Here is a 22831-nt window from a genome sequence, read left to right as displayed (position 1 = left end):
TCACCATGAAAATCATTGAGGCAAAAGGGAGTTTATCGATTAAGCGCTCAATCGACAGCGGGACAGAAGAACAGCGTAAAACAGTTCAGGAAATCCTGAATGAAGTTAAGTCTGAGGGAGACCGTGCCCTGTTAAGATTCACGGAAAAATTTGATGGCGTCCAGCTTCAGGAATTGCAGGTTTCTGCTGTGGAAATCGATACAGCGGTTGAAGAAATCGGTTCTGAAATGGTGAACATTATAGAAGAAGCAGCGGAAAACATCGCACACTTTCACGGGAAACAGCGAAGGAATTCCTGGTTTGACACTGATGAAAACGGAACCCTGCTGGGCCAGAAAATCACCCCTCTTGATTCAGTCGGTGTCTATGTACCCGGTGGAACAGCGGCTTACCCTTCTTCTGTTTTGATGAACGTCCTTCCTGCAAAAGTAGCGGGAGTGGAACGTATCGTCATGGTCACCCCTCCAGGTAAAGATGGCCGCATTCCTTCGGCAGTTCTTGCCGCGGCAAAGATTGCGGGAGTCACAGAAATCTGGAAGGTTGGCGGTGCCCAGGCAATTGGCGCGCTGGCTTATGGAACGGAAAGCATTGCCCCGGTCGATAAAATTGTCGGCCCGGGGAATATCTATGTGGCCCTGGCGAAGCGTGAAGTGTTCGGCGATGTAGCGATTGATATGATTGCCGGTCCAAGTGAGATTGTCGTCTTGGCAGATGAAACAGGGATTGCAGTAGAAATTGCAGCAGACCTGTTGTCACAGGCAGAACATGATGTGAATGCCTCAGCTGTTTTGGTGACGACTTCAGGTGATTTGGCGGAAGAGGTTTCAGCGCAGGTTGACAAAGCGCTGGTGGACCTGCCGCGCCGGGAAATTGCCCGAGAGTCGGTGGAGAGGTTCGGAGCCATCTACCTTGCAGAAGATATGGAGAGAGCAGTGGAAGTCGTCAATGACCTGGCGCCGGAGCACTTGGAGATCATGACGAGCGACCCGATGGTGACGATGGCGAAGATACGGCATGCGGGAGCGATTTTCCTTGGAAGATATAGCTCGGAACCTGTAGGCGATTACTTTGCCGGGCCGAACCACGTGCTCCCTACAAACGGAACAGCAAGGTTTTCATCGCCATTGAATGTCGATGAATTCACGAAAAAGTCATCCGTGATCTCATACAGTGAAAAAGCGCTGCAGGATAACTACAGCAAAATCGCTAAACTGGCGCGTCTCGAAGGCCTTGAGGCCCATGCCCGGGCGGTCGAAACGCGATTCAAAAAGTAATGACTCATGCTTTAACACACTAACGCAGCGGGGGACAGTCCCCCGTCGCGTTAATGCGTTAAAGCGCGAAGAGGGACTGTCCCTTTTAATACGGTGAAGGAGTGAAGTGTTGTGGAGAATAGCAGGAAGGCGGAGTTGAGCCGTAAGACGAATGAGACGAATATCGAGCTCAGCTTTACTATAGATGGAAGCGGAAATTCAGATATTGAAACGGGCGTGCCGTTCATGTCGCACATGCTGGATTTATTCACAAAGCACGGCCAGTTCGATTTGAATGTGAATGCACAGGGAGATATTGAGGTGGATGACCACCATACCACAGAAGACATCGGGATCTGTCTTGGCCAGGCTCTTCAAAAGGCGTTGGGTGACAAGAAAGGGATCAAGCGCTACGGCAATGCGTTTGTACCGATGGATGAAGCCCTGGCACAGGTGGTTGTCGACCTGAGTAACAGGCCGCACCTGGAAATGCGCGCAGAGTTCCCAAGCCAGAAGGTTGGTAGCTTTGACACCGAGCTTGTCCACGAGTTCCTTTGGAAGCTGGCTTTGGAAGCGAGAATGAATCTTCATGTCATCGTTCACTACGGCCAGAATACCCACCACATGATTGAAGCGGTTTTCAAGGCCTTAGGCCGCGCACTTGATGAAGCGACGACCGTTGACCCAAGAATTCAAGGGGTGCCATCCACGAAAGGAATGTTATAAATGATCGGAATCGTCGATTATGGAATGGGCAATCTGTTCAGTGTCGGAAAGGCGCTTGAGCGGCTGGATGTTCCTTATTTTATCAGTGAAGATGTGAAAGAACTTGAGAAGGCTGACGGCCTCCTTCTTCCTGGAGTGGGATCTTTCCGCGATGCGATGACTCTTTTAAAGAGGCAGGAATTGACTGGCTTTATAAAAAAATATGCAGGCAGCGGGAAACCGCTCCTTGGCATATGCCTGGGAATGCAGCTCCTTTACGAAGAAAGTGAAGAGAACGGCACGACGGAAGGCCTTGGGCTTTTAAAAGGGCGCATCATCCGCATTCCAAGGCAGACACAGGAAATGAAGATTCCTCACATGGGCTGGAATAAGCTTCGGTTTGTCAACAATTCCCCTCTGCTTGAAGGACTGGTGGAAGAACATGTCTATTTCGTCCACTCCTATTATGTTTCCGAGCCGGATTCCGGCCATGTAACGGCGACAGCCGAGTATGGGGTGGAAGTCCCGGCCATTGCGGGAAAGGATAACATTTTTGGAATGCAATTTCATCCGGAAAAGAGCAGTGATCTCGGCATGAAGCTGCTTCGCAATTTTACCAAATTGGTGCAGGAACGGGAGGCGGTACAATGAGTTTTACAATCTATCCGGCAATCGATATGCGCGGCGGGAAATGTGTCCGCCTGCTGCAGGGCGATTACAGCAAGGAAACGGTTTATGGGGATTCTCCTTTCGATATGGCGAAAAGGTTTGTGGATGAAGGGGCAGAATGGATCCATATGGTCGACCTTGACGGCGCGAAGGAAGGCAGCCGTGTGAACGACAAGTTCGTTATCGCTGTCGCCAATGAACTGGGAGCCAAAGTCCAAATCGGCGGTGGCATCCGCACGGAAGAAGATATTGAATACTATTTGAATCATGGTGTCCAGCGTGTGATCATCGGCAGCCTTGCTGTGTCTCAGACTGACCTGGTGAAAAGCTGGCTCGCGAAATATGGGGAACGGATCGCCATCGGTCTTGATGCCAAAGACGGCTATGTTGCGACACATGGCTGGATAGAGACGTCTGAGCTGAAGGCGGTCGACCTTGGTGTTGAACTAGCTGAGGCAGGTGCTGAAACCTTTATTTTTACAGACATCGCAACGGACGGGATGCTCTCGGGGCCGAATGTAGAGGCGGTCGTTGAACTGGCAAAGGCGACAGGGAAAGAAGTGATTGCTTCCGGTGGTGTGAGCTCCATGGAAGACCTCCGTGTTTTAAAAGAAAACAACGTTGCCGGTGCCATCGTCGGAAAAGCGATTTACACAGGCAAAGTCTCCGTTGAATCTGCTGTAAAAGAGGTGTCGTCATGCTGACCAAACGGATCATTCCATGTCTTGATGTAAAAGAGGGAAGGGTTGTGAAAGGAGTCAATTTCGTTCAGCTTCGAGATGCCGGTGACCCGGTTGAACTGGCGAAATTTTATGATAAGCAGAAAGCGGATGAACTGGTTTTCCTTGATATCTCCGCATCCCATGAAGGCCGGAAAACCATGATCGATGTTGTCAGGGAAGTGGCTTCGGAACTTGCTATTCCCTTCACGGTCGGAGGCGGCATCAATTCAGTGGAAGATATGAAAAACATTTTGCGTGCAGGTGCGGATAAGGTATCGTTGAATACTGCAGCTGTCCTGCGCCCGGAATTGATTTCAGAAGGGGCCCAATATTTTGGCTCCCAATGCATTGTCGTGGCGATTGATGCCAAATATGAAGAAGAGAGCGGCACATGGAAAGTCTATACTCACGGCGGAAGGAAAGTGACGGAAAAGGACGCTGTTTCCTGGGCACAGGAGGCTGAAAAACTGGGTGCGGGAGAAATCCTGCTGACCAGCATGGACAGTGACGGCGCCAAAAACGGATTTAACCTTGCGCTGACAAAAGCGGTCAGTGAAGCTGTTTCCATCCCGGTGATTGCATCGGGCGGGGCAGGGAACGCGGAACACTTTGAACATATTTTTAAGAATGGAAAAGCGGATGCCGCCCTGGCAGCATCAATCTTTCATTATAAAGAGACAAGTGTTGAACAGGTGAAGGAATATTTGAAGGAGAAGGGGGTTGTGGTAAGATGAGCGACATTATTAATAAGATAAAATTCGATGAAAAAGGGCTCGTGCCTGCCATCGTTCAGGACGCCTCCACGAAGAAGGTGCTGACTCTGGCCTATATGAATGAAGAGTCATTGAAGCTGTCGATCGAAAAAGGGGAAACATGGTTTTACTCCCGTTCGCGCCAGGAACTATGGCATAAAGGTGCCACCAGCGGAAACACCCAGCGGATCGTCGAGATGAAGTACGACTGTGACCAGGATGCCGTGCTGGTTGAGGTCGAACCAAAAGGACCTGCCTGCCACAAAGGTTTGGAAAGCTGTTTCGAGGAAAGCTTCTATAAAGCCGAAGAGGGTCCAGCTGCAGGAAGTTCCATCCTGATACAGCTTGAGAAGGTCATCTCCGACCGTTTCGACCAGCGTCCTGAAGGAGCTTACACAACGTACCTCTTTGAAGAGGGAGTCGACAAGATCCTGAAAAAAGTCGGTGAAGAAGCGGCCGAAGTCATCATCGCTGCCAAAAACCGCGACAAAGAAGAACTCAAATGGGAAAGTGCAGACCTTCTGTATCACCTGCTCGTCCTCCTGAAAGAGCAGGACCTTCCATTGAACCAAGTCTTCCAAACACTAGAAGAGCGCCATAATAAATAAATATCAATAGATGGGGACAGTCCTTTAATACGCTAACGTATCAGGGGACTGTCCCCTTTCTCGCTTTATCGTACTAAAAGTAATAGTACCTTTTAGTGCATTAAAGTTTTTTTCTTTTTAGAAAATCCATATCACCGATATCATTCATTGAAAAAGCTTTTCAGAAACAGTAATTTTGTTGATTGAAGCGGAAGGTGTACGATCTCCTGCGGGACAAGCGGGACAGGTGAGACCCCGCAGGCGCAGCCGAGGAGGCTCACCGCCCGCCCCGCGGAGTCGTACACCTGGAGCGGAAATCACCTCACATTAATTATTTCCAGAAAATATCCTTCGGCAGTGGTTTAGCAACTGAAATATGTATGTTATACTACTGTAGTTAATCTATACGTTTCGGAGGACTTTCATGAGAAAAGGTTCAAATGCAAGAAACGATAAAAGCAAAATTTTATCATTTGTACCCACAGGTGAGTACTATTTCAACAAAGGAATCAAGGCTTACCACCGCAGGGAATTAAATAAATCCCAAAAATATCTTAACCGCGCCCTTCAGCTTGAGCCGTTAGAGCCGATGATCGCCTGCCAGCTTTCCATCGTGCATACGGAAATGGGCGAATACACACAATCCAACCAGCTGCTGCATTTGATCATCGACAGCCTGGATCCGCATATGACGGAATGTCATTACTTTTTAGCCAATAATTACGCACATCTTGGACTGTTCAAAGAAGCCTACACGCACGTGACGAACTACTTGGAAAAAGAAGAGTACGGGGAATTCAGTGAAGATGCTGAAGAACTGTTGGAGATCCTTGAGCTCGATTCGGACGAGGCACTGGACACGCTTTATGAACATGATGAGCTGATCGCCAACCAGGAAAAAGCAAGAAACCTCCTGGAGTCAGGAAACTTTCAAAAGGCAGTCGATCTCCTGGAGCAGGTGATTCAGGATTACCCAGAATACTGGTCTGCCTACAACAACCTGGCGCTTGCGCACTTTTACCTTGGCAATACGGAAAAAGCGGCCGCAACACTTGAAGAAGTTCTGGAGAAAAATCCTGGAAACCTTCATGCTCTTTGCAACACGGCTGTCTTTTATTTTTACCAGCAAAGGCACGAAGAACTGCAGGAACTGATGGAGGGACTTGAAAAAATCCGTCCGTTCCATTTTGAGCAGCGTTATAAGCTTGGAGCCACGTTCGCCTTGATTGGCCGCAATGAAAAAGCATACGAGTGGTTAAAATCGCTGCAAAAGCAAGGATTCCACGGGGATGCGAGTTTTTATTACTGGCTTTCGCATGCTGCATACCACACAGGGCACGAGCAGACCGCGGAGCAAGCCTGGAAAAGGGTTCTGGAAGAGAATCCGGAAAAAGCGGGATCGGAGCCGTGGAATGATGATCATTCACAAAATGAAGGATTTGAAAATCACGTCTCGTCCATTTTGAAAAAGCTGAAAAGCGAATATCCGGAAGAGAGGCTGTTCGGACTGTTCCTGATTTCGGTCTCCAAGCACCAAAAGGATGTTCTGACACATACTGACTTTGGCGCAGTGGATGATTTTACTTTTTCGGAAAAGCTTTATCTGGCTGAAATCCTGAATGCAGATTCCAGAAAAGCGATCAAAGGCAGCCAAATGATTAAGCATGTCCATGAAACAGCCATAGAGCTGTATGAAAGGCATCACCCGATCAGCGCTGTGGATTCCGGTTTGTTCCTGACATGGTTTGGAATCGCATGCAAATTGCTTGAGGCGGAAAAGTCATTGAAAAATGCCAAAGCTTGTGCCGCCGCAACGGAATATATCTGGCACAGGCTAAGGGGAGACAAAAAAACAAAGACCCTAATTTCAGGTAAATATGGAATCACGACAGGCACTCTGAACAAATATTTGGAAATAGTGGAAGCCTATCTGCAGTAATGAGCATATTCATGGACGAATATGCTCTCCTTTTTATAGGATATGAGTAGATAGGAAATACTACTAGATATCTGTATTTACAGAGATGAGTGAAGTGTGAATGAAGATAGAGTGAAAATCGTTTGCTCTTTCTTTTTTTATGAAAAAACATGTTCCATTTCTGTAAGGTAGACTTCGATTAAAGGAGTGTTCATTATGTCAGAAGAAAAAATTTATGATGTCATTATCGTTGGCGCCGGCCCGGCCGGTATGACAGCTGCAGTATATACATCCCGCGCGGCCCTTTCCACTTTAATGCTGGAACGCGGTATCCCGGGCGGCCAAATGGCCAACACGGAGGAAGTCGAGAACTATCCTGGTTTCGATCATATTCTTGGACCGGACCTTTCCAACAAAATGTTCGAGCATGCAAAGGCGTTCGGCGCTGAATATGCATACGGCGACATCAAGGAAATTGTAGACGGTGAAGAATACAAGACGATTAAAGCGGGTGCTAAAGAGTATAAGGCACGTGCTGTCATCATCTCTACAGGTGCTGAGTGGAAAAAACTTGGCGTGCCGGGTGAAAACGAACTTGGCGGCCGCGGTGTATCTTACTGCGCGGTTTGCGACGGGGCATTCTTTAAAGGAAAAGACCTAGTGGTTGTCGGAGGCGGAGACTCTGCTGTTGAGGAGGGTGTTTACCTGACTCGCTTCGCGAACAAGGTGACGATTGTCCACCGCCGTGACGAGCTTCGTGCCCAAAAGATCCTTCAGGACCGTGCCTTCAATAACGACAAGGTGGAGTTCATCTGGAATCATACGGTAAAAGAGATCAATGAAAAGGACGGCAAAGTCGGAAGCGTCACATTGGTATCGACTGAAAATGGCGAAGAAAAACCATTCGATGCAGACGGTGTGTTCATTTACATTGGAATGCTTCCTTTGACAAAACCATTCAAAGACCTTGGTATTACAAACGATATGGGCTACATTGAAACGAACGACAGAATGGAAACAAAGATCCCTGGAATCTTTGCTGCCGGAGACGTCCGTGAAAAAATGCTCCGCCAGATCGTAACCGCAACGGGTGACGGAAGTGTAGCTGCTCAAGCAGCACAACATTACGTTGAAGAACTTGTAGAAAAATTGGCAGAGAAGAAGTAATCTGTCGAAAAACTGCTTGTCGAATAATCGTCAGCGATTCTATGCTGAAAACGGGAAGAGCCCTTGAATTACAAGGGCTCTCCTTTTTCGACAAGGCATGTCAAAAATTACAGAATCTTGTTTAGAAATAATTAACAAACCGTAATCACACCTTAAACGTACTGTAACACTAGTGAAACACAATCCGGGTATCATAGATAATAAGAAATTGACCCCCTTTTAAGAAATAAATCCCTTGTTAGACACAGGAATCGCCTGTGTCTCTTTTTTTTGCCCTGATCCTTTACCGCATTAACGCACTAAGAGGGACTGTCCCTCTTAGTGCGTTAATGCGGTAAAGCATATGGTAAATGTTCGAACATTGTAGGTGAGGTACAATCATAGTATAATAAAGAGCAACGCTAACAGATGTAAAGCTTGAGGTGAAATGAATGCAGCGAGTGACAAATTGTTTATATATGAACGAAGATAAAGTTCTTCTTCTCCAGAAACCGCGCCGAAACTGGTGGGTGGCACCAGGCGGAAAAATGGAGCAGGGAGAATCGATCCGTGATGCTGTCATCAGGGAATATCGTGAAGAAACAGGAATTTATCTGCGCAATCCTCAGCTCAAAGGGATTTTTACTTTTATTATAAAAGACGGCGACAAAATCGTTTCAGAGTGGATGATGTTTACCTTTTTCGCTACTGAAGCTGATGGAGTCAATCTTACAGAATGTGAAGAAGGCATCCTGGAGTGGCATGAATTTGATGAAATCAAGAATCTGCCCATGGCTGAAGGAGACCGCCACATTCTTGAATACATGGTACATGGAAAAGGCACGATATACGGAACCTTTACATACACACCAGACTTTAAATTACTGGCATATAAATTAGATCCAAGTTAATCAAGGGGGAAGAGAAATGAGTATAGGTTCAACAAATGATGGTCAATTGGTGATCATTACAGGCATGTCGGGTGCAGGCAAGACCGTTGCCATTCAAAGCTTTGAAGATTTGGGGTTTTTCTGTGTAGATAACCTGCCGCCTACTCTGCTTCCGAAATTCCTTGAATTGATGAAAGAATCAGGGACAAAGATGAACAAAGTCGCTTTGGGAATGGACCTGAGAGGACGGGAGTTTTTCGATCACCTGATCCAGGCACTTGATGATATGGCCGAAACCTCCTGGGTGACACCGCAGATCCTATATCTTGATGCCGATGATTCTGCCCTGGTCAGACGTTATAAAGAAACGCGACGGTCACATCCGCTTGCTCCTTCAGGTTTGCCGATGGAAGGGATCAAGCAGGAAAGACTTCTTTTGGAAGAATTAAAAGGCCGTGCGCAAACAATCTATAATACTTCAGCAATGAAGCCGAGAGAACTCAGGGAAAAAATCCTCCAGGAATTCTCTGTAAACAAACGATCCATTTTCACCGTCAATGTTATTTCCTTCGGCTTTAAGCATGGAATCCCGATCGACGCTGACCTTGTGTTTGATGTGAGGTTCCTGCCCAACCCGCACTACATTGAACATATGAGGCCGAGGACAGGCTTGGAAGAGGATGTCTCGAAGTATGTCCTTAAATGGAGCGAAACGCAGAAATTCCTTGAAAAAGTCACTGATCTCCTCACGTTTATGCTGCCGCACTATAAGCGTGAAGGAAAGAGCCAGCTTGTCATCGCCATCGGCTGTACAGGCGGACAGCACCGGTCTGTGGCATTAGCTGAATATATCGGCCATCATTTTGAAAATGATTACACGACAAAAATCACGCACAGAGATATCCAGAAGAAACGGGAACCTCTGACATGAAGAAGAACAGCGACCCAAAGGTAGTCATCATTGGCGGCGGAACAGGACTGCCTGTTCTTCTTAGAGGACTAAAGACATATCCTTTAGATATAACGGCCATTGTGACGGTGGCTGACGATGGCGGAAGTTCCGGGCGTCTGAGAGATGATCTGAACGTACCGCCCCCGGGCGACATCCGGAATGTCATTGCAGCTCTGTCAGAGGTAGAACCCTTGATCGAGCAGATGTTTCAGCACCGGTTTGAGACATCCAATGAATTATCCGGCCATTCGCTTGGAAACCTGATCCTCGCAGCCTTCACATCAATCACCGGCGATTTTGTCCATGCCATCCAGGAAATGAGCAGGGTCCTTAATGTGAAAGGGAAAGTCCTTCCTTCTGCCAATCAAAGCGTTGTATTGAATGCAGAGATGGAAGACGGAACGATTGTCACGGGAGAATCGAAAATTCCATTCTCAGGCAAAAAGATCAAGAGGGTCTTTTTGACACCTGGCACCATCATCCCGGTTGCGGAAACGATTAGGGCCATCAGGGAAGCGGACTTGATCGTGATTGGTCCCGGAAGCTTATACACAAGTATCCTGCCTAATCTGCTGGTTCCGGAAATCGGGAAGGAAGTCAGCCATTCAAAGGCACAGAAAGTGTATATTTGCAATCTGATGACCCAGGCGGGGGAGACGCTCGATTTTACGGCAAGCGATCATGTAAAAGCCATCTACGACCATCTCCATGACGGGTTCATTGACACGATCATCGTCAACAATGAACAAGTTCCTCAGGAAATTGAAGCCCGTTACGAGGAGGAAATGGCGAAGCCGGTCATATTTGATTTTGAGCGATTGTCTGCAATGGGATTGAATGTCATTGAAGATGAGATCATTTCTTATTATGAAGGCGTCATTCGCCATGATACCGGCAGAGTAGCGGAGATTATTTTTTCTCTCATTGATAAATCCAATCTGAAAAGTACTGAATAAACTAAAATGATACTGTTGTCAAAGCAGTTGAAAAGAACGGCAGGGCTTACGCAAGAAGTGCAAGCGTTTGTCTTAGGGAGGTGAAGAGATGTCGTTTGCGTCTGTAACCAAAAAAGAATTAACCAATCTCGACTTGAAGGATTGCTGCTCGAAAGCAGAGTTATCGGCTTTGATCAGAATGAACGGATCACTGTCTTTTGCCAACAGATCCCTGATCGTCAATATCCAGACTGAAAATGCTGCGATCGCAAGGCGTATCTATTCTTTGATTAAGAAAAACTATGATACTCCGGTCGAACTTTTGGTGCGTAAAAAAATGAGGCTTAAAAAGAATAACATTTACATCGTACGCCTGAATGAGGACACGAAAGAAATTTTGGAAGATCTCCACATTCTTGGAGAGGGATTCACGATCATCCATGATATCTCTGCACAGCTCATCCACAAGAAGTGCTGCCGCCGTTCATACTTACGCGGGGCCTTCCTGGCTGGAGGCTCGGTCAACAATCCGGAAACCTCTTCTTACCACCTGGAAATCTTCTCGCTGTACCAAGAGCATAATGAAGCTCTTTCACAGGTGATGAACAGCTTCGGATTGAACAGCAAAACATTGGAACGCAAAAAGGGATTCATCACATATCTTAAAGAGGCAGAAAAAATCACTGAATTTTTGAATGTGGTAGGTGCCCATGGTGCATTGCTGCGATTCGAAGACGTACGGATCGTCAGGGATATGAGAAACTCAGTGAACAGGCTTGTAAACTGTGAAACAGCCAATCTGAACAAAACAATCGGTGCGGCTTTAAGGCAGGTCGAAAACATCCGATATATAGAGCAGACAGCCGGATTGCAAATCCTGCCGGACAAACTCAGAGAGATTGCTGAACTGAGAGTCACCTATCAAGACGTCACGTTGAAAGAACTTGGGGAAATGGTATCAGGGGGAACCATCAGCAAGTCAGGCATCAACCATAGACTCCGTAAAATAGATGAAATCGCAGACAAACTGCGTTCCGGAGAAAAAGTAAAGCATTAAAAACATATATGGACAAAGGGGAGAAGGAACCATGATTGAACAAAAAGTAGAGGTAAAATTAAAAACTGGCCTGCAAGCCCGCCCGGCCGCTCTATTCGTGCAGGAAGCCAACCGCTTCTCATCTGAAGTATTCTTGGAAAGAAACGGCAAGAAGGTTAACGCCAAAAGCATCATGGGCTTAATGAGCCTTGCAGTAAGCTCCGGCACAGAAATCACTTTGATCGCCGACGGCACTGATGAAGAAGAAGCGGTAAAGCACCTTACGGAATTTGTGCAGAAAGAAAGCTGATTGGAGACTCCATCTTTTTATAAGGTGGGGTTTTTGTTTTTGGAGAGGGGAGGTAAGAATGATTCAAAACAAGTGGAGGAGATCTCTAGTTTTATATAGTTTGGGCTTCTGTTTAATGGCTCTTGCTTATATTGCATTTGATGTATATCCGACTGGATACCAATACGAATTTGACATAGAGAGCCAAGAAGCAACGATTACTAAAGGTGTTTTTATAAAAGAGACCCGCCAATACGATTTTACATACCTCAATGACCAAGACAGAATAGAAGTGGTATTAACAGGGATGTATATTGATGACTTGCACTCCCTTTGGCGTTTGAGTTTGTTTATTATACCTGCACTATTTGTTGGTCTGATATGGATGATAAAGCCGGAAGAAAGACCATTTAACGTGAATTCAAGAGTATTTACCGTTATTTATTTGATTTTGCTGCTGGTCATTTCTATCGTCTTAATCTATAACTTTATGAGCAGCTCAGAAATAATTGCAACTAAGCTGTCGAAAATATGAAGCAATAAAAAAGAGCACCCGATGGACGGATGCTCTTTTTGTATTGATATTATTTGTTATCGTTCATTTCGTTGCTAGTGATGATACGATCGATCAAACCGTATTCAAGGGCTCTTTCCGCTGTCATGAAGTTGTCGCGGTCTGTATCTTTTGAGATAACTTCAAGAGGCTGGCCAGTACGGTCAGAAAGAATTTGGTTCAGCTTTTCACGCAAGAACAAGATGCGTTTTGCAGCGATCTCGATTTCTGTCGCTTGACCTTGTGCTCCTCCAAGCGGCTGATGGATCATAACCTCAGCATTCGGAAGGGCAAGGCGTTTTCCTTTAGCACCTGCTGCAAGAAGGAATGCACCCATTGATGCAGCCATACCGATACAAATCGTTTGTACGTCAGGCTTGATGTACTGGATTGTATCGTAGATAGCCATACCGGCTGTGATGCTTCCGCCAGGGCTGTTGATGTAAATGGAGATATCTTTTTCAGGATTCTCTGATTCAAGGAAAAGCAATTGCGCAACGATGGAGTTGGCAACATTATCATCAATGCCGCTTCCCAGCATGATAACGCGGTCTTTTAGAAGACGGGAGTAAATGTCATACGCACGCTCACCGCGGTTTGTTTGTTCAATAACTGTCGGAATTAAGTTCATCTTATTTCCTCCTTCGATCAATTAATGTTATGTTTGAAACATACAAATACTTTATGTACTGATATAATACACCAGTTGGTCAATAAAGGTCAAACAATTAACCCTCTTAAAGCTAATTTTTCCCTCGACAATCCTTTCTACATGATACCCATCCATTCCTTTTTTAAACTATGCGAATGATGAATAAAAGATTATTGTTTGTTTTTTGTGTTATAAATAATCTAAAAAAGATATTTAATGATTTCCGCTGCGGGTGCCCGACTCCGCGGGGCGGGCGGTGAATTAAAAGGTGGAAGCAGCCGATTAGCGACGTACAGATTGGAGGGCTCGCGCATGAGATAAAGGAATCACGAAGAGCGAAGCGATTCGATGATGACTTATCGCAAGGAGAGAGACCGAAATCTGCTAGTCGCTGGCTGCAGGAACTGGATTGGCCTCCTCGGCTTCGCCTGTGGGGTCTCACCTGTCCCGCTAATCCCGCAGGAGGTCGGGTACCCTCCGCTGCAATCTACAAAGGGCTCGGTAGTGGACTTTGTGGACCGGTATCAAGCGAATTATAGAATCTCATTGGTCAGGTAAGCCATTTTATGGGCCAATAACATGTAGGTTTTTAAATCTCATTGGTCCGAAATACCAATTTGCGGGCCAGTATCACGCACAATTCAGAATCTTATTGGGCCGATAATTCGATTTACGGGCCAATGTTACTGAAGTTTTTGAATCTCAATGGCCCGGTAACCCAAACTTCGGGCCAGTAACCAGAGTATATTAAAATCTCATTGGGCCGAAAAGTAAATTTACGGCCAGGTATCAAGCGACACCACTGTACTCACAAACTCTCTCCCTTAAAACCTATTGCATTTCCTCTGGTTCTGGACTATAATAGGTTATCGTACGCTTATCGTACAGTTTGCCCTCGTGGTGCAACGGATAGCACGTAAGATTCCGGTTCTTAAAATGGGGGTTCGATTCCCTCCGAGGGCGTTGCCAAAAGCCTCTGCGCTGTTTTTTCAGTGCAGGGGCTTTTTCTATTTTCAACCTGCCATTGCTGCAAGCAAATCACGTGTAAAATCCAAACGCACAATCTATACTATAGGTGAATAATGATTTGGAGGGATTAACATGCACATTGAAATGTGGACAGACTTTGCTTGACCATTCTGCTATATTGGCAAAAGGCGTCTGGAGGACGCCATTAAGCAGATTGACCATCCAATCGAAGTGACATACAGATGCTTTGAACTGGATCCGACAGCAGAGCGGGATATAAATGAAAATATTTACGAGAAACTCGCCAAGAAATACGGCATGAGTATAGATCAGGCCAAAGCCAATACTCAAAACATGGTAAACATGGCGAAAGAGGTTGGCTTGGACTATCAAATGGATACGATGATCTTAACCAATACCTTTGATGCACACCGTTTGGTGATGTTTGCAAAAACAAAGGGCCTTATGAAAGAGATGACGGAACGTATTCTAAAAGCGTTCTTCACTGAATCTAAGCATATTGGTGATCATGAAACATTGACAGAGCTTGCGGTTGAAACAGGATTGGACCGTGAAGCTGTCCAGCAGATGCTGGCAAGCGATGAGATGGCAGACGCCGTCCGTGCCGACGAGCAGGCTGCACAGCAGATCGGCGTGTCAGGTGTTCCTTTCTATCTGATCAATCAGAAGTACGCTCTTACAGGTGCCCAGCCAACTGAGGTATTTGTTCAGGCGTTGAAAAAAGTCATCGCAGAAGATGAAAACAAAATCACCATTCTGAACAGCGACAATGAAGACGGAGTCGTCTGTGACGAAAACGGCTGCGAGATCCCTAAAAAATAACCTCTAATAACAAAACCAGCCCAGACTCCTGCAAGCAGGAATTTAGGGGCTGGTTTTTTTGAAAAATCTTATTACCCCAATCGATTTCTCCCTTACGCATGTACTTATTTCCATACACGAACCTTCCTTTCTGTTGTAGAATAAGGAGAGGAGGGATCACGAATGAAGCTCAATACCGGATTATGGCAGCGGCAATCATTGAAACTGAATATGACTCAGCAGCTGACACAGGCAATTGAATTGCTGCAGTATTCCTCCCAGGAATTGAATGAGTATTTGGAGAACAAAGCCCTGGAGAACCCGCTTCTTCAGCTTGAATCTGTTCCCTACGAAGAACGGTATAGAAACCGCCCGCACAACGGAACGAGTATTGACTGGATAGAAGAGGTGGCTGTACAGCAGTCTTCGCTATGGGAGCACCTTACATCGCAGCTTGATTTGAAAACGCTTACCCATCAGGACCGCCAACACTTGTCCCTGTTATTTGACAGTCTGGATGAGAATGGCTACCTGCCGACCAATGTGGAAAGCCTCTTTAAGATACCTAACCTATCAAAATATATAGAGTTGCTTCAGAGTTTGGAACCCGCCGGCATCGGGGCAAGAAATTTAAAGGAATGCCTTCTTCTTCAGATTGGGATGGACATGAAAGCTCCTGAGCATGCATATCCAATCATTGAACATCACTTTGTGAACTTTTGTGAAAAGACATGGAAAAGAATTACGAAGGAGCTGGATATCACTCTGGCTGATATTCAAACAACAGCTGATTATGTGAAAACACTGAACCCGCGGCCGGGAGCAAGGTTCGCAGCAGAGCCACCCCAGTACATCCGCCCCGAGATGGTTGTCACTCACAGTGAAGAAGGGTTGGAAGTGCAACTGGTAGACGGCAGTGTCATGAAAATCAAATACAACAGAGAGTATGATGACTTGATCTCTTCTTCTCAGGACAGGGACGGCTTGAAGTTCCTCCGGGATAAAAAACAGGAGTTTCAATGGATCCTCAAAATGCTCGACCAGCGTAAGACAACCTTGATCAAAGTGGGGAAATGTCTTATAGAAAGGCAGGAGGGCTTTTTCAGGTATGGTCCAAAGGAGCTGAAACCTTTGACATTAAAAGAAGTGGCGGAGAAAATAGGAGTGCATGAATCTACGATCAGCAGGGCTGTCAGAGGGAAATACATGGGCACGCCTTATGGCACTTTTGAAATGAAATCCTTATTTGTCAGCGGTGTTGGAAAAGATGAGGATTCTGCTTCTTCAGAAGGAGTCAAAGCAGAGATTCTGCAGATGGTGAACCAGGAAGATAAGAAAAAGCCCTTATCTGACCAGGCGATCGCCGTCAAGTTAAAGGATAAAGGAATGAAGGTTTCCAGAAGGACGATCGCGAAGTATAGAGATCAACTCAACATACCTTCATCTACAAGGAGAAAAAGATATGATTGAAAAACATATGCCCCAAGTCAACTTTTACACAAGAGACCAGTGTCATCTATGTGAGGATGCGAAGCTCATGCTGAAGCTTGTAAAAGAAGATATCCCATTCGAATTGAACGAGATTGCTATTGACAAAAGTGACGAGCTTACAGAGCGTTTCGGTCTGATGATCCCGGTGGTCGAAGTCGGCGGTGAAATTGTCCAATATGGGCAAATTGATTATTTTACTCTAAGTAAACGTTTACAAGAAAAATCATGAGGTTTTATAGTTGAATTTTACTTCATCCCTTGCTAAACTTAGCTTGAAAGCAGGGATGAATTTTTTTTGCGGCAAGTGGGACATAATATGTCTATGAGGGACGTATCGAGTCCAGCTAAATAACTTGAAGGAGCTTTTTGATGGAATCGATCATTGACATACAAAAACGATTATTACCAGACCTGCTCCAGGTTATGCAAAAAAGACATCAAATTCTCAAATCGGTACGATTAATGCAGCCTGTCGGCAGAAGGAGCCTGGCTCAGTCACTCGGGATGACAGAAAGAGTCCTGAGAAGTGAAGTGGAATTCCTGAAGGACCAAGATCTTATTGAGATCAAATCGTCAGGAATGATCATCACAATTGAAGGAGAACTGCTTCTAAGAAAGACAGCTGACATGATGAGGGAGATAACGGGAATCGATTCCATGGAAAAGGAACTGAAGTCCTTGCTCAACCTGCATGAAATTTTTATCGTTCCTGGGAATAGTGATGAGTCTCCCTGGGTAAAAGAAGAATTAGGCAGATCGGCAGCAATGCGTATGAAAGACCTTTTGGTTGGAGATAATATCATCGCAGTAACCGGAGGATCTACGATGGCGGCTGTTGCTGAGAAACTGACACCGGAATTTTCAAAAAGCGAAGTATTATTCGTTCCGGCAAGAGGCGGTATCGGTGAAGATGTGAAAAATCAAGCCAATACGATATGCGCTAAAATGGCGGAGAGAACGGGTGCAAAACACCGGGTGCTCTATGTCCCTGATCAGGTAAGCACAGAAGTGTATAAATCTTTTATAAAAGAACCTGATATCAAGGACGTGTTAAGCCTCATCAAGTCTGCCAATATCGTTCTTCACGGGATCGGTGACGCGGTCACAATGGCCGAACGCCGGAAAACCAGTGAAGAGGTCTTCAACAAGATCCTTGCGGGAAATTCAGTCGGGGAAGCCTTTGGTTATTATTTTAACGAAGAAGGCGAAGTCGTACATAAAGTGACGACTGTAGGCCTGCAGCTGGAAGACCTAAGTAACAAATCGAATGTCATTGCGGTCGCGGGCGGCCGTTCAAAGGCAAAGGCGATTCGCGCCTATTTCAAAAGCGTGCCTCATTCTACGATTTTGATAACGGATGAAGGTGCGGCGAAAGAGCTTTTAAAAGGGTAATACCTTTTGAAATATATAATATTAAAAATTTCCTTAACCATCTAAAGGAGGACTTTATTCATGACAGTAAAAGTTGGAATTAACGGATTTGGACGTATCGGACGTAATGTTTTCCGCGCATCTTTAAAAAATGATAACGTTGAGGTTGTAGCAGTCAATGACTTGACGGACGCAAACATGCTTGCTCACCTTTTACAATATGACAGCATCCACGGAAAGCTTGATCAAGAAGTGACAGTTGACGGTGACAGCCTTGTTGTCGGCGGCAAAAAGATCAAAGTTCTTGCTGAACGCGACCCTGCACAACTTGGATGGGGAGATCTTGGCGTGGACGTAGTAGTTGAATCTACTGGCCGTTTCACTAAGCGCGCAGATGCTGCGAAACACATCGAAGCAGGCGCTAAGAAAGTCATCATCTCTGCTCCGGCTTCTGATGAAGACATCACGATTGTTATGGGTGTTAACGAAGACAAATACGATGCAGGAAGCCATGATGTAATTTCTAATGCTTCTTGTACAACAAACTGTCTTGCACCATTCGCGAAAGTATTGAACGACAAGTTCGGTATCAAACGCGGAATGATGACAACAGTTCACTCTTACACAAATGACCAGCAGATCCTTGACCTGCCGCACAAAGACTACCGTCGTGCCCGTGCAGCTGCTGAAAACATCATCCCGACTACAACTGGTGCTGCAAAAGCGGTTTCTCTTGTTCTTCCAGAACTTGAAGGCAAGCTGAACGGCGGCGCAATGCGTGTTCCGACTCCAAACGTATCTCTTGTTGACCTTGTTGCTGAGCTTGACAAAGAAGTTACTGTTGAAGACGTAAACAATGCGTTCAAACAAGCTTCTGAGGGCGACCTTAAAGGAATCCTTGGTTACAGTGAAGAGCCGCTTGTATCAGGCGACTACAATGGCAACCCTGATTCTTCTACTATCGATGCTCTTTCCACAATGGTTATGGAAGGCAACATGGTTAAAGTTATCTCTTGGTACGACAACGAAAGCGGATATTCTCACCGTGTTGTAGACCTTGTTGATTACATCGCTTCTAAAGGTCTGTAAGATACTGAAAATAAATGTGATATCCTAAATGATGAAATGTGACATAATTTTTCCATATTTATGTTGGATAAATTATGTCCCAGCATCTATAATGAAATGGGATGAAGGGGAGCGGGGAGGATTCCCCGCTCTTCTTTTTCATAACAAAACGGGATTCTGCCCCGATTATCCAGAAGGAGGCCTTTTGAAATGAACAAGAAAACAATCAAGGATATCGATTTGAAAGGTAAGCGCGTATTCTGCCGCGTGGACTTCAATGTGCCAATGAGCGAAGGAAAAGTGACGGATGAAACTCGTATCAAAGCCGCACTTCCAACAATTCAATACCTATCTGAGCAGGGAGCAAAGGTCATTCTTGCCAGCCATCTCGGACGTCCAAAAGGCCAGGTTGTTGAAGAATTGAGACTGACTCCGGTTGCAGCCCGACTTTCCGAGCTGCTTCGGAAAAATGTAGCGAAAACCGATGAAGCTTACGGAGATACTGTAAAAGCTGAGATCGAAAAAATGAGCGATGGCGACGTATTGCTTCTTGAGAATGTTCGCTTCTACCCAGGTGAAACGAAAAATGACCCTGAGCTTGCCAAAGAATTTGCTGCATTAGCGGATGTCTATGTGAATGACGCATTCGGAGCTGCTCACAGAGCGCACGCTTCCACAGCGGGAGTCGCAGAACACCTTCCGGCAGTTGCAGGCTACCTTCTTGAAAAAGAACTTGAAGTCCTGGGGAAAGCATTGACAACACCTGAAAGACCTTTCACTGCTATCATCGGCGGCGCGAAGGTTAAAGATAAAATCGGTGTCATTGATAACCTGCTGGATAAAGTGGATAACTTAATCATCGGCGGAGGACTCGCTTATACATTCGTAAAAGCACAAGGCCATGAGGTTGGAAAGTCCCTGCTTGAAGAAGATAAAATAGATTTAGCGAAAGAATTCATGAAAAAAGCAGAAGACAAAGGCGTCAAATTCTATATGCCGGTTGACGTGGTTGTTGCAGACGACTTCTCTAATGATGCCAACACGAAAGTCGTGGCAATCGAAGAGATTCCTTCTGACTGGGAAGCGCTGGACATCGGTCCAAAAACACAGGAGCAATATGCAAGTGTCATTAAAGATTCCCGTCTGGTCATCTGGAACGGACCAATGGGCGTATTTGAACTTGAAAAGTTTGCAAATGGCACAAAAGCCGTTGCTCAAGCTTTAGCCGATGCTGCAGATACATATTCTGTCATTGGCGGAGGAGATTCAGCCGCAGCGGTTGAAAAATTCGACCTAGCTGATAAAATGAGCCATATTTCTACTGGCGGCGGTGCATCCCTTGAATTCATGGAAGGCAAAGAACTTCCTGGGGTAGCAGCACTTAATGACAAGTAAGGAAAGGATGAGTAGTATGCGTAAACCGATTATTGCAGGAAACTGGAAAATGAATAAAACAATGCCTGAAGCAAAGAAATTTGCTGAAGATGTAAACGGATTGGTTCCTTCATCTGAAAAAGTGGAATCTGTGATCTGTGCACCGGCTCTATTCCTTGAGAGACTTGTAGAAATCACGAAAGACTACCAAGTCGAAATCGGTGCTCAAAATATGCACTTTGAAGAGAGCGGGGCATTCACTGGTGAAACAAGCCCGGCGGCATTACAGGATCTTGGCGTGAAATACGTGATTCTAGGACATTCGGAACGCCGTGAAATGTTCAATGAAACCGATGAATCTGTTAACAAAAAGACGAAAGCTGCGTTCAACTGCAACCTGACTCCAATCGTATGTGTCGGGGAAACATTGGAACAGCGTGAAGCTGACCAGACTAAGCAAATTGTCGGTGACCAAGTGAATAAAGCTCTTGAAGGCCTGACAGAAGACCAAGTGAAAGCAACTGTCATTGCTTATGAGCCAATCTGGGCAATCGGTACAGGCAAATCTTCAACTTCTGAAGATGCGAATGAAGTGTGCTCCCACATCCGCCAAACAGTGGCTGAGCAATTCTCCCAAGAAGCAGCGGAAGCCCTTCGCATCCAATACGGCGGAAGCGTAAAGCCAAATAACATTGGTGAATACATGGCACAATCCGATATCGATGGTGCACTTGTAGGAGGAGCCAGCCTGGAGCCGCAATCATTCTTGCAGCTATTGGAGGCAGGTTCCAATGAGTAAATCTCCTGTTGCTCTTATCATCTTAGATGGATTTGCATGTCGTGAAGAGGACAAAGGAAATGCTGTTACTCAAGCGAATAAACCGAACTTCGACCGTTACTGGAATCAGTTCCCTCACAGTCAATTGACTGCGAGTGGTGAAGCTGTCGGCCTTCCTGAAGGGCAGATGGGGAACTCGGAAGTCGGCCATTTGAATATCGGTGCCGGACGAGTCGTTTATCAAAGTCTGACACGTGTAAATGTCTCCATCCGCGAAGGCGAGTTTGAAAAAAATCAAACATTCGTTGATGCGATGGAACATGCGAAGAACAAAAACAAAGCGCTTCATATCTTCGGGCTGCTTTCTGACGGCGGTGTCCACAGTCACATCGAGCACCTTTTTGCACTGTTGAGGATGGCAGCTGCTGAAGGTCTGAAAAAAGTGTACGTGCATGCGTTCCTTGATGGCCGTGACGTTGGTCCGAAAACAGCCGAAAAGTACATCCAGCAGACGCAGGAAGTAATGAGGGAGCTGGGAGTCGGTGAAATCGCGACGGTTTCAGGGCGCTATTATTCCATGGACCGTGACAAGCGCTGGGAGCGGGTAGAAAAAGCATACCGTGCAATGGTTTATGGTGAGGGTCCTGAGTATTCCAATCCGTTGGAAGTGATCGTGGATTCCTATGATAATGGAATCTTTGACGAGTTCGTTCTTCCTTCCGTCATTAAAAGAGATAATGGTGAACCGGTTGCAACCATTGAAGAAGAAGATGCGGTCATCTTCTATAACTTCAGGCCGGACCGTGCCATCCAAATCTCTAATACATTTACAAATGATGATTTTCGTTCTTTTGAAAGAGGACCGAAACATCCGAAAAACCTTCACTTTGTGTGCCTGACACACTTCAGTGAAACGGTTGACGGCTATGTTGCTTTTAAACCGACGAACCTGGATAACACAATTGGTGAAGTCCTTTCGCAAAACGATTTAAAGCAGCTTCGAATCGCCGAAACGGAAAAATATCCTCACGTAACGTTCTTCATGAGCGGCGGGCGTGAAGAGGAATTCCCGGGTGAAACCAGAATCCTGATTAATTCCCCTGATGTTGCGACTTACGACCTTAAGCCGGAAATGAGCGCTTATGAAGTCACAGAGGCGCTTCTAGAAGAAATCAAGAATGACAGACAGGATGCCATCATTCTCAACTTTGCCAATCCTGACATGGTTGGTCACTCCGGAATGCTTGAGCCGACCATCAAGGCGATTGAAACCGTTGACGAATGCCTTGGTAAAATTGTGGACCTGATCCTGGAAAAAGGCGGATCAGCAATAATTACAGCCGATCATGGAAATGCTGATGAAGTGGTCACACTCGAAGGCGATCCAATGACGGCACACACAACAAATCCTGTACCAGTCATCGTAACGAAAGAAGGCGTATCATTGCGTGAAGGCGGGATCCTTGGAGACCTCGCCCCAACAATGCTGGACCTTTTAAACCTTAACAAACCTGCTGAAATGACAGGCAAAACGTTAATTAAAAAGTAAGTATAATGATTCAGCGAAGTACACTCTGTTAGGTTAATGGTCTAGGTCATTGCCCGACTCCGGATAAAGAGTGTATGTAGTAAAAATCAAGGCTTACTGCATTAGCCGCTAAAGGCAGATTTAATAGTTAATACTCTGTTAAAACTGTTATACAGGTTATTATTAAGTTGATTGGAGCGGAAGGTGTCGATCTCCTGCGGGACTAGCGGGACAGGTGAGACCCCGCAGGCGAATCCAGCTCCAGCGGCCAGCGACTAGCAGATTTCGGTCTCCTTCCTTGCGATAAGTCATCATCAACTCACGTTGTTCGTTGTGATTCCTTTATCTCATGCAGGAGCCCTCCAATCTGT

At 45.8% G+C, this 22831-nt stretch carries 23 protein-coding genes and 1 tRNA gene; 23 read left to right on the top strand and 1 reads right to left on the bottom strand.

Annotated elements, in window-relative coordinates; genetic code table 11:
* Window positions 1-5 precede the first annotated feature (5 nt).
* From hisD to ACOJQI_RS19810, 14 genes are all read left to right on the top strand, one after another.
* Complete coding sequence (gene hisD / locus ACOJQI_RS19875) at window positions 6-1274, top strand: histidinol dehydrogenase (RefSeq protein WP_421381348.1); 1269 nt, start codon at window positions 6-8, stop codon at window positions 1272-1274.
* Window positions 1275-1385: 111 nt separating this feature from the next.
* Entirely contained in the window at window positions 1386-1979 is a 594-nt protein-coding gene (hisB, locus tag ACOJQI_RS19870) for an imidazoleglycerol-phosphate dehydratase HisB (RefSeq protein ID WP_421381346.1), read from the top strand.
* On the top strand, window positions 1980-2609 hold the full coding sequence (gene hisH / locus ACOJQI_RS19865) for an imidazole glycerol phosphate synthase subunit HisH (protein WP_421381344.1): 630 nt from the start codon (window positions 1980-1982) through the stop codon (window positions 2607-2609).
* On the top strand, window positions 2606-3331 hold the full coding sequence (gene hisA / locus ACOJQI_RS19860) for a 1-(5-phosphoribosyl)-5-[(5-phosphoribosylamino)methylideneamino]imidazole-4-carboxamide isomerase (protein WP_421381342.1): 726 nt from the start codon (window positions 2606-2608) through the stop codon (window positions 3329-3331). Before hisH ends, hisA begins: the two co-directional genes overlap by 4 nt.
* A complete protein-coding gene (hisF, locus tag ACOJQI_RS19855; protein ID WP_421381340.1) occupies window positions 3325-4083 on the top strand; it encodes an imidazole glycerol phosphate synthase subunit HisF in 759 nt (252 codons plus the stop codon). Before hisA ends, hisF begins: the two co-directional genes overlap by 7 nt.
* On the top strand, window positions 4080-4709 hold the full coding sequence (hisIE, locus tag ACOJQI_RS19850) for a bifunctional phosphoribosyl-AMP cyclohydrolase/phosphoribosyl-ATP diphosphatase HisIE (RefSeq protein ID WP_421381337.1): 630 nt from the start codon (window positions 4080-4082) through the stop codon (window positions 4707-4709). The genes hisF and hisIE overlap by 4 nt, the downstream gene beginning before the upstream one ends.
* A gap of 403 nt (window positions 4710-5112) precedes the next feature.
* Window positions 5113-6627: a tetratricopeptide repeat protein gene (locus ACOJQI_RS19845; RefSeq protein ID WP_421381335.1), complete on the top strand. Its 1515-nt coding sequence runs from the start codon at window positions 5113-5115 to the stop codon at window positions 6625-6627.
* Window positions 6628-6822: 195 nt separating this feature from the next.
* Window positions 6823-7773 carry a thioredoxin-disulfide reductase gene (trxB, locus tag ACOJQI_RS19840; protein ID WP_421381333.1) on the top strand — a complete coding sequence of 317 codons (951 nt, stop codon included), beginning with the start codon at window positions 6823-6825 and terminating at the stop codon, window positions 7771-7773.
* A gap of 431 nt (window positions 7774-8204) precedes the next feature.
* Entirely contained in the window at window positions 8205-8663 is a 459-nt protein-coding gene (locus ACOJQI_RS19835) for an 8-oxo-dGTP diphosphatase (protein ID WP_421381331.1), read from the top strand.
* 16 nt (window positions 8664-8679) lie between these two features.
* The gene (rapZ, locus tag ACOJQI_RS19830) at window positions 8680-9573 is read left to right on the top strand and encodes an RNase adapter RapZ (RefSeq protein WP_421381329.1); all 894 of its coding nucleotides are present in this window, start codon (window positions 8680-8682) and stop codon (window positions 9571-9573) included.
* The gene (locus tag ACOJQI_RS19825) at window positions 9570-10550 is read left to right on the top strand and encodes a gluconeogenesis factor YvcK family protein (protein WP_421381327.1); all 981 of its coding nucleotides are present in this window, start codon (window positions 9570-9572) and stop codon (window positions 10548-10550) included. Before rapZ ends, ACOJQI_RS19825 begins: the two co-directional genes overlap by 4 nt.
* Before the next feature lie 88 nt (window positions 10551-10638).
* The gene (gene whiA, locus ACOJQI_RS19820) at window positions 10639-11586 is read left to right on the top strand and encodes a DNA-binding protein WhiA (RefSeq protein ID WP_421381325.1); all 948 of its coding nucleotides are present in this window, start codon (window positions 10639-10641) and stop codon (window positions 11584-11586) included.
* A 31-nt stretch (window positions 11587-11617) separates the two neighbouring features.
* The gene (locus ACOJQI_RS19815; protein WP_421381323.1) at window positions 11618-11875 is read left to right on the top strand and encodes an HPr family phosphocarrier protein; all 258 of its coding nucleotides are present in this window, start codon (window positions 11618-11620) and stop codon (window positions 11873-11875) included.
* Between the two features lie 58 nt (window positions 11876-11933).
* Entirely contained in the window at window positions 11934-12389 is a 456-nt protein-coding gene (locus tag ACOJQI_RS19810) for a hypothetical protein (RefSeq protein WP_421381321.1), read from the top strand.
* A 49-nt stretch (window positions 12390-12438) separates the two neighbouring features.
* On the opposite strand, the gene clpP is transcribed toward ACOJQI_RS19810, so the two are convergent.
* Window positions 12439-13038, bottom strand: coding sequence for an ATP-dependent Clp endopeptidase proteolytic subunit ClpP (gene clpP, locus ACOJQI_RS19805; RefSeq protein WP_421381319.1), 600 nt, complete (start codon window positions 13036-13038; stop codon window positions 12439-12441).
* A 912-nt stretch (window positions 13039-13950) separates the two neighbouring features.
* Between clpP and ACOJQI_RS19800 the strand changes: the two genes are divergently transcribed.
* The 9 genes from ACOJQI_RS19800 (at window position 13951) to gpmI (ending at window position 22481) form a co-directional block, all read left to right on the top strand.
* Window positions 13951-14022: transfer RNA gene (locus ACOJQI_RS19800), tRNA-Arg, on the top strand.
* Between the two features lie 183 nt (window positions 14023-14205).
* Window positions 14206-14871, top strand: a complete 666-nt coding sequence (locus tag ACOJQI_RS19795; protein WP_421385521.1) for a DsbA family oxidoreductase — start codon at window positions 14206-14208, stop codon at window positions 14869-14871.
* A gap of 162 nt (window positions 14872-15033) precedes the next feature.
* Complete coding sequence (rpoN, locus tag ACOJQI_RS19790; protein WP_421381317.1) at window positions 15034-16320, top strand: RNA polymerase factor sigma-54; 1287 nt, start codon at window positions 15034-15036, stop codon at window positions 16318-16320.
* Complete coding sequence (locus tag ACOJQI_RS19785; RefSeq protein WP_421381315.1) at window positions 16313-16570, top strand: glutaredoxin family protein; 258 nt, start codon at window positions 16313-16315, stop codon at window positions 16568-16570. The genes rpoN and ACOJQI_RS19785 overlap by 8 nt, the downstream gene beginning before the upstream one ends.
* Before the next feature lie 140 nt (window positions 16571-16710).
* A complete protein-coding gene (locus tag ACOJQI_RS19780; protein WP_421381313.1) occupies window positions 16711-17733 on the top strand; it encodes a sugar-binding transcriptional regulator in 1023 nt (340 codons plus the stop codon).
* 60 nt (window positions 17734-17793) lie between these two features.
* The gene (gene gap, locus ACOJQI_RS19775) at window positions 17794-18801 is read left to right on the top strand and encodes a type I glyceraldehyde-3-phosphate dehydrogenase (RefSeq protein WP_421381311.1); all 1008 of its coding nucleotides are present in this window, start codon (window positions 17794-17796) and stop codon (window positions 18799-18801) included.
* A gap of 189 nt (window positions 18802-18990) precedes the next feature.
* Complete coding sequence (locus ACOJQI_RS19770) at window positions 18991-20175, top strand: phosphoglycerate kinase (RefSeq protein ID WP_421381309.1); 1185 nt, start codon at window positions 18991-18993, stop codon at window positions 20173-20175.
* A gap of 16 nt (window positions 20176-20191) precedes the next feature.
* Complete coding sequence (gene tpiA / locus ACOJQI_RS19765; protein ID WP_421381307.1) at window positions 20192-20953, top strand: triose-phosphate isomerase; 762 nt, start codon at window positions 20192-20194, stop codon at window positions 20951-20953.
* Window positions 20946-22481, top strand: coding sequence for a 2,3-bisphosphoglycerate-independent phosphoglycerate mutase (gpmI, locus tag ACOJQI_RS19760; protein ID WP_421381305.1), 1536 nt, complete (start codon window positions 20946-20948; stop codon window positions 22479-22481). The genes tpiA and gpmI overlap by 8 nt, the downstream gene beginning before the upstream one ends.
* Window positions 22482-22831: the final 350 nt, after the last annotated feature.

Origin of the sequence: Bacillus salacetis, from assembly GCF_049177075.1 — a bacterium.
GTDB classification, from domain to species: Bacteria; Bacillota; Bacilli; order Bacillales; family Bacillaceae_B; genus Rossellomorea; species Rossellomorea salacetis_A.
The sequence above is the reverse complement of the archived record's forward strand: the minus strand, read 5'-3'. Positions and strand labels throughout refer to the sequence as shown.

What these genes read in the sequence shown, in the direction of transcription:
- hisD (WP_421381348.1), top strand. Translation starts at nt 6, where the DNA reads ATGAAAATCATTGAGGCAAAAGGGAGTTTATCGATTAAGCGCTCAATC.
- hisH (WP_421381344.1), top strand. Translation starts at nt 1,980, where the DNA reads ATGATCGGAATCGTCGATTATGGAATGGGCAATCTGTTCAGTGTCGGA.
- hisA (WP_421381342.1), top strand. Translation starts at nt 2,606, where the DNA reads ATGAGTTTTACAATCTATCCGGCAATCGATATGCGCGGCGGGAAATGT.
- hisF (WP_421381340.1), top strand. Translation starts at nt 3,325, where the DNA reads ATGCTGACCAAACGGATCATTCCATGTCTTGATGTAAAAGAGGGAAGG.
- hisIE (WP_421381337.1), top strand. Translation starts at nt 4,080, where the DNA reads ATGAGCGACATTATTAATAAGATAAAATTCGATGAAAAAGGGCTCGTG.
- ACOJQI_RS19845 (WP_421381335.1), top strand. Translation starts at nt 5,113, where the DNA reads ATGAGAAAAGGTTCAAATGCAAGAAACGATAAAAGCAAAATTTTATCA.
- trxB (WP_421381333.1), top strand. Translation starts at nt 6,823, where the DNA reads ATGTCAGAAGAAAAAATTTATGATGTCATTATCGTTGGCGCCGGCCCG.
- ACOJQI_RS19835 (WP_421381331.1), top strand. Translation starts at nt 8,205, where the DNA reads ATGCAGCGAGTGACAAATTGTTTATATATGAACGAAGATAAAGTTCTT.
- rapZ (WP_421381329.1), top strand. Translation starts at nt 8,680, where the DNA reads ATGAGTATAGGTTCAACAAATGATGGTCAATTGGTGATCATTACAGGC.
- ACOJQI_RS19825 (WP_421381327.1), top strand. Translation starts at nt 9,570, where the DNA reads ATGAAGAAGAACAGCGACCCAAAGGTAGTCATCATTGGCGGCGGAACA.
- whiA (WP_421381325.1), top strand. Translation starts at nt 10,639, where the DNA reads ATGTCGTTTGCGTCTGTAACCAAAAAAGAATTAACCAATCTCGACTTG.
- ACOJQI_RS19815 (WP_421381323.1), top strand. Translation starts at nt 11,618, where the DNA reads ATGATTGAACAAAAAGTAGAGGTAAAATTAAAAACTGGCCTGCAAGCC.
- ACOJQI_RS19810 (WP_421381321.1), top strand. Translation starts at nt 11,934, where the DNA reads ATGATTCAAAACAAGTGGAGGAGATCTCTAGTTTTATATAGTTTGGGC.
- clpP (WP_421381319.1), bottom strand. Translation starts at nt 13,038, where the DNA reads ATGAACTTAATTCCGACAGTTATTGAACAAACAAACCGCGGTGAGCGT.
- rpoN (WP_421381317.1), top strand. Translation starts at nt 15,034, where the DNA reads ATGAAGCTCAATACCGGATTATGGCAGCGGCAATCATTGAAACTGAAT.
- ACOJQI_RS19785 (WP_421381315.1), top strand. Translation starts at nt 16,313, where the DNA reads ATGATTGAAAAACATATGCCCCAAGTCAACTTTTACACAAGAGACCAG.
- ACOJQI_RS19780 (WP_421381313.1), top strand. Translation starts at nt 16,711, where the DNA reads ATGGAATCGATCATTGACATACAAAAACGATTATTACCAGACCTGCTC.
- gap (WP_421381311.1), top strand. Translation starts at nt 17,794, where the DNA reads ATGACAGTAAAAGTTGGAATTAACGGATTTGGACGTATCGGACGTAAT.
- ACOJQI_RS19770 (WP_421381309.1), top strand. Translation starts at nt 18,991, where the DNA reads ATGAACAAGAAAACAATCAAGGATATCGATTTGAAAGGTAAGCGCGTA.
- tpiA (WP_421381307.1), top strand. Translation starts at nt 20,192, where the DNA reads ATGCGTAAACCGATTATTGCAGGAAACTGGAAAATGAATAAAACAATG.
- gpmI (WP_421381305.1), top strand. Translation starts at nt 20,946, where the DNA reads ATGAGTAAATCTCCTGTTGCTCTTATCATCTTAGATGGATTTGCATGT.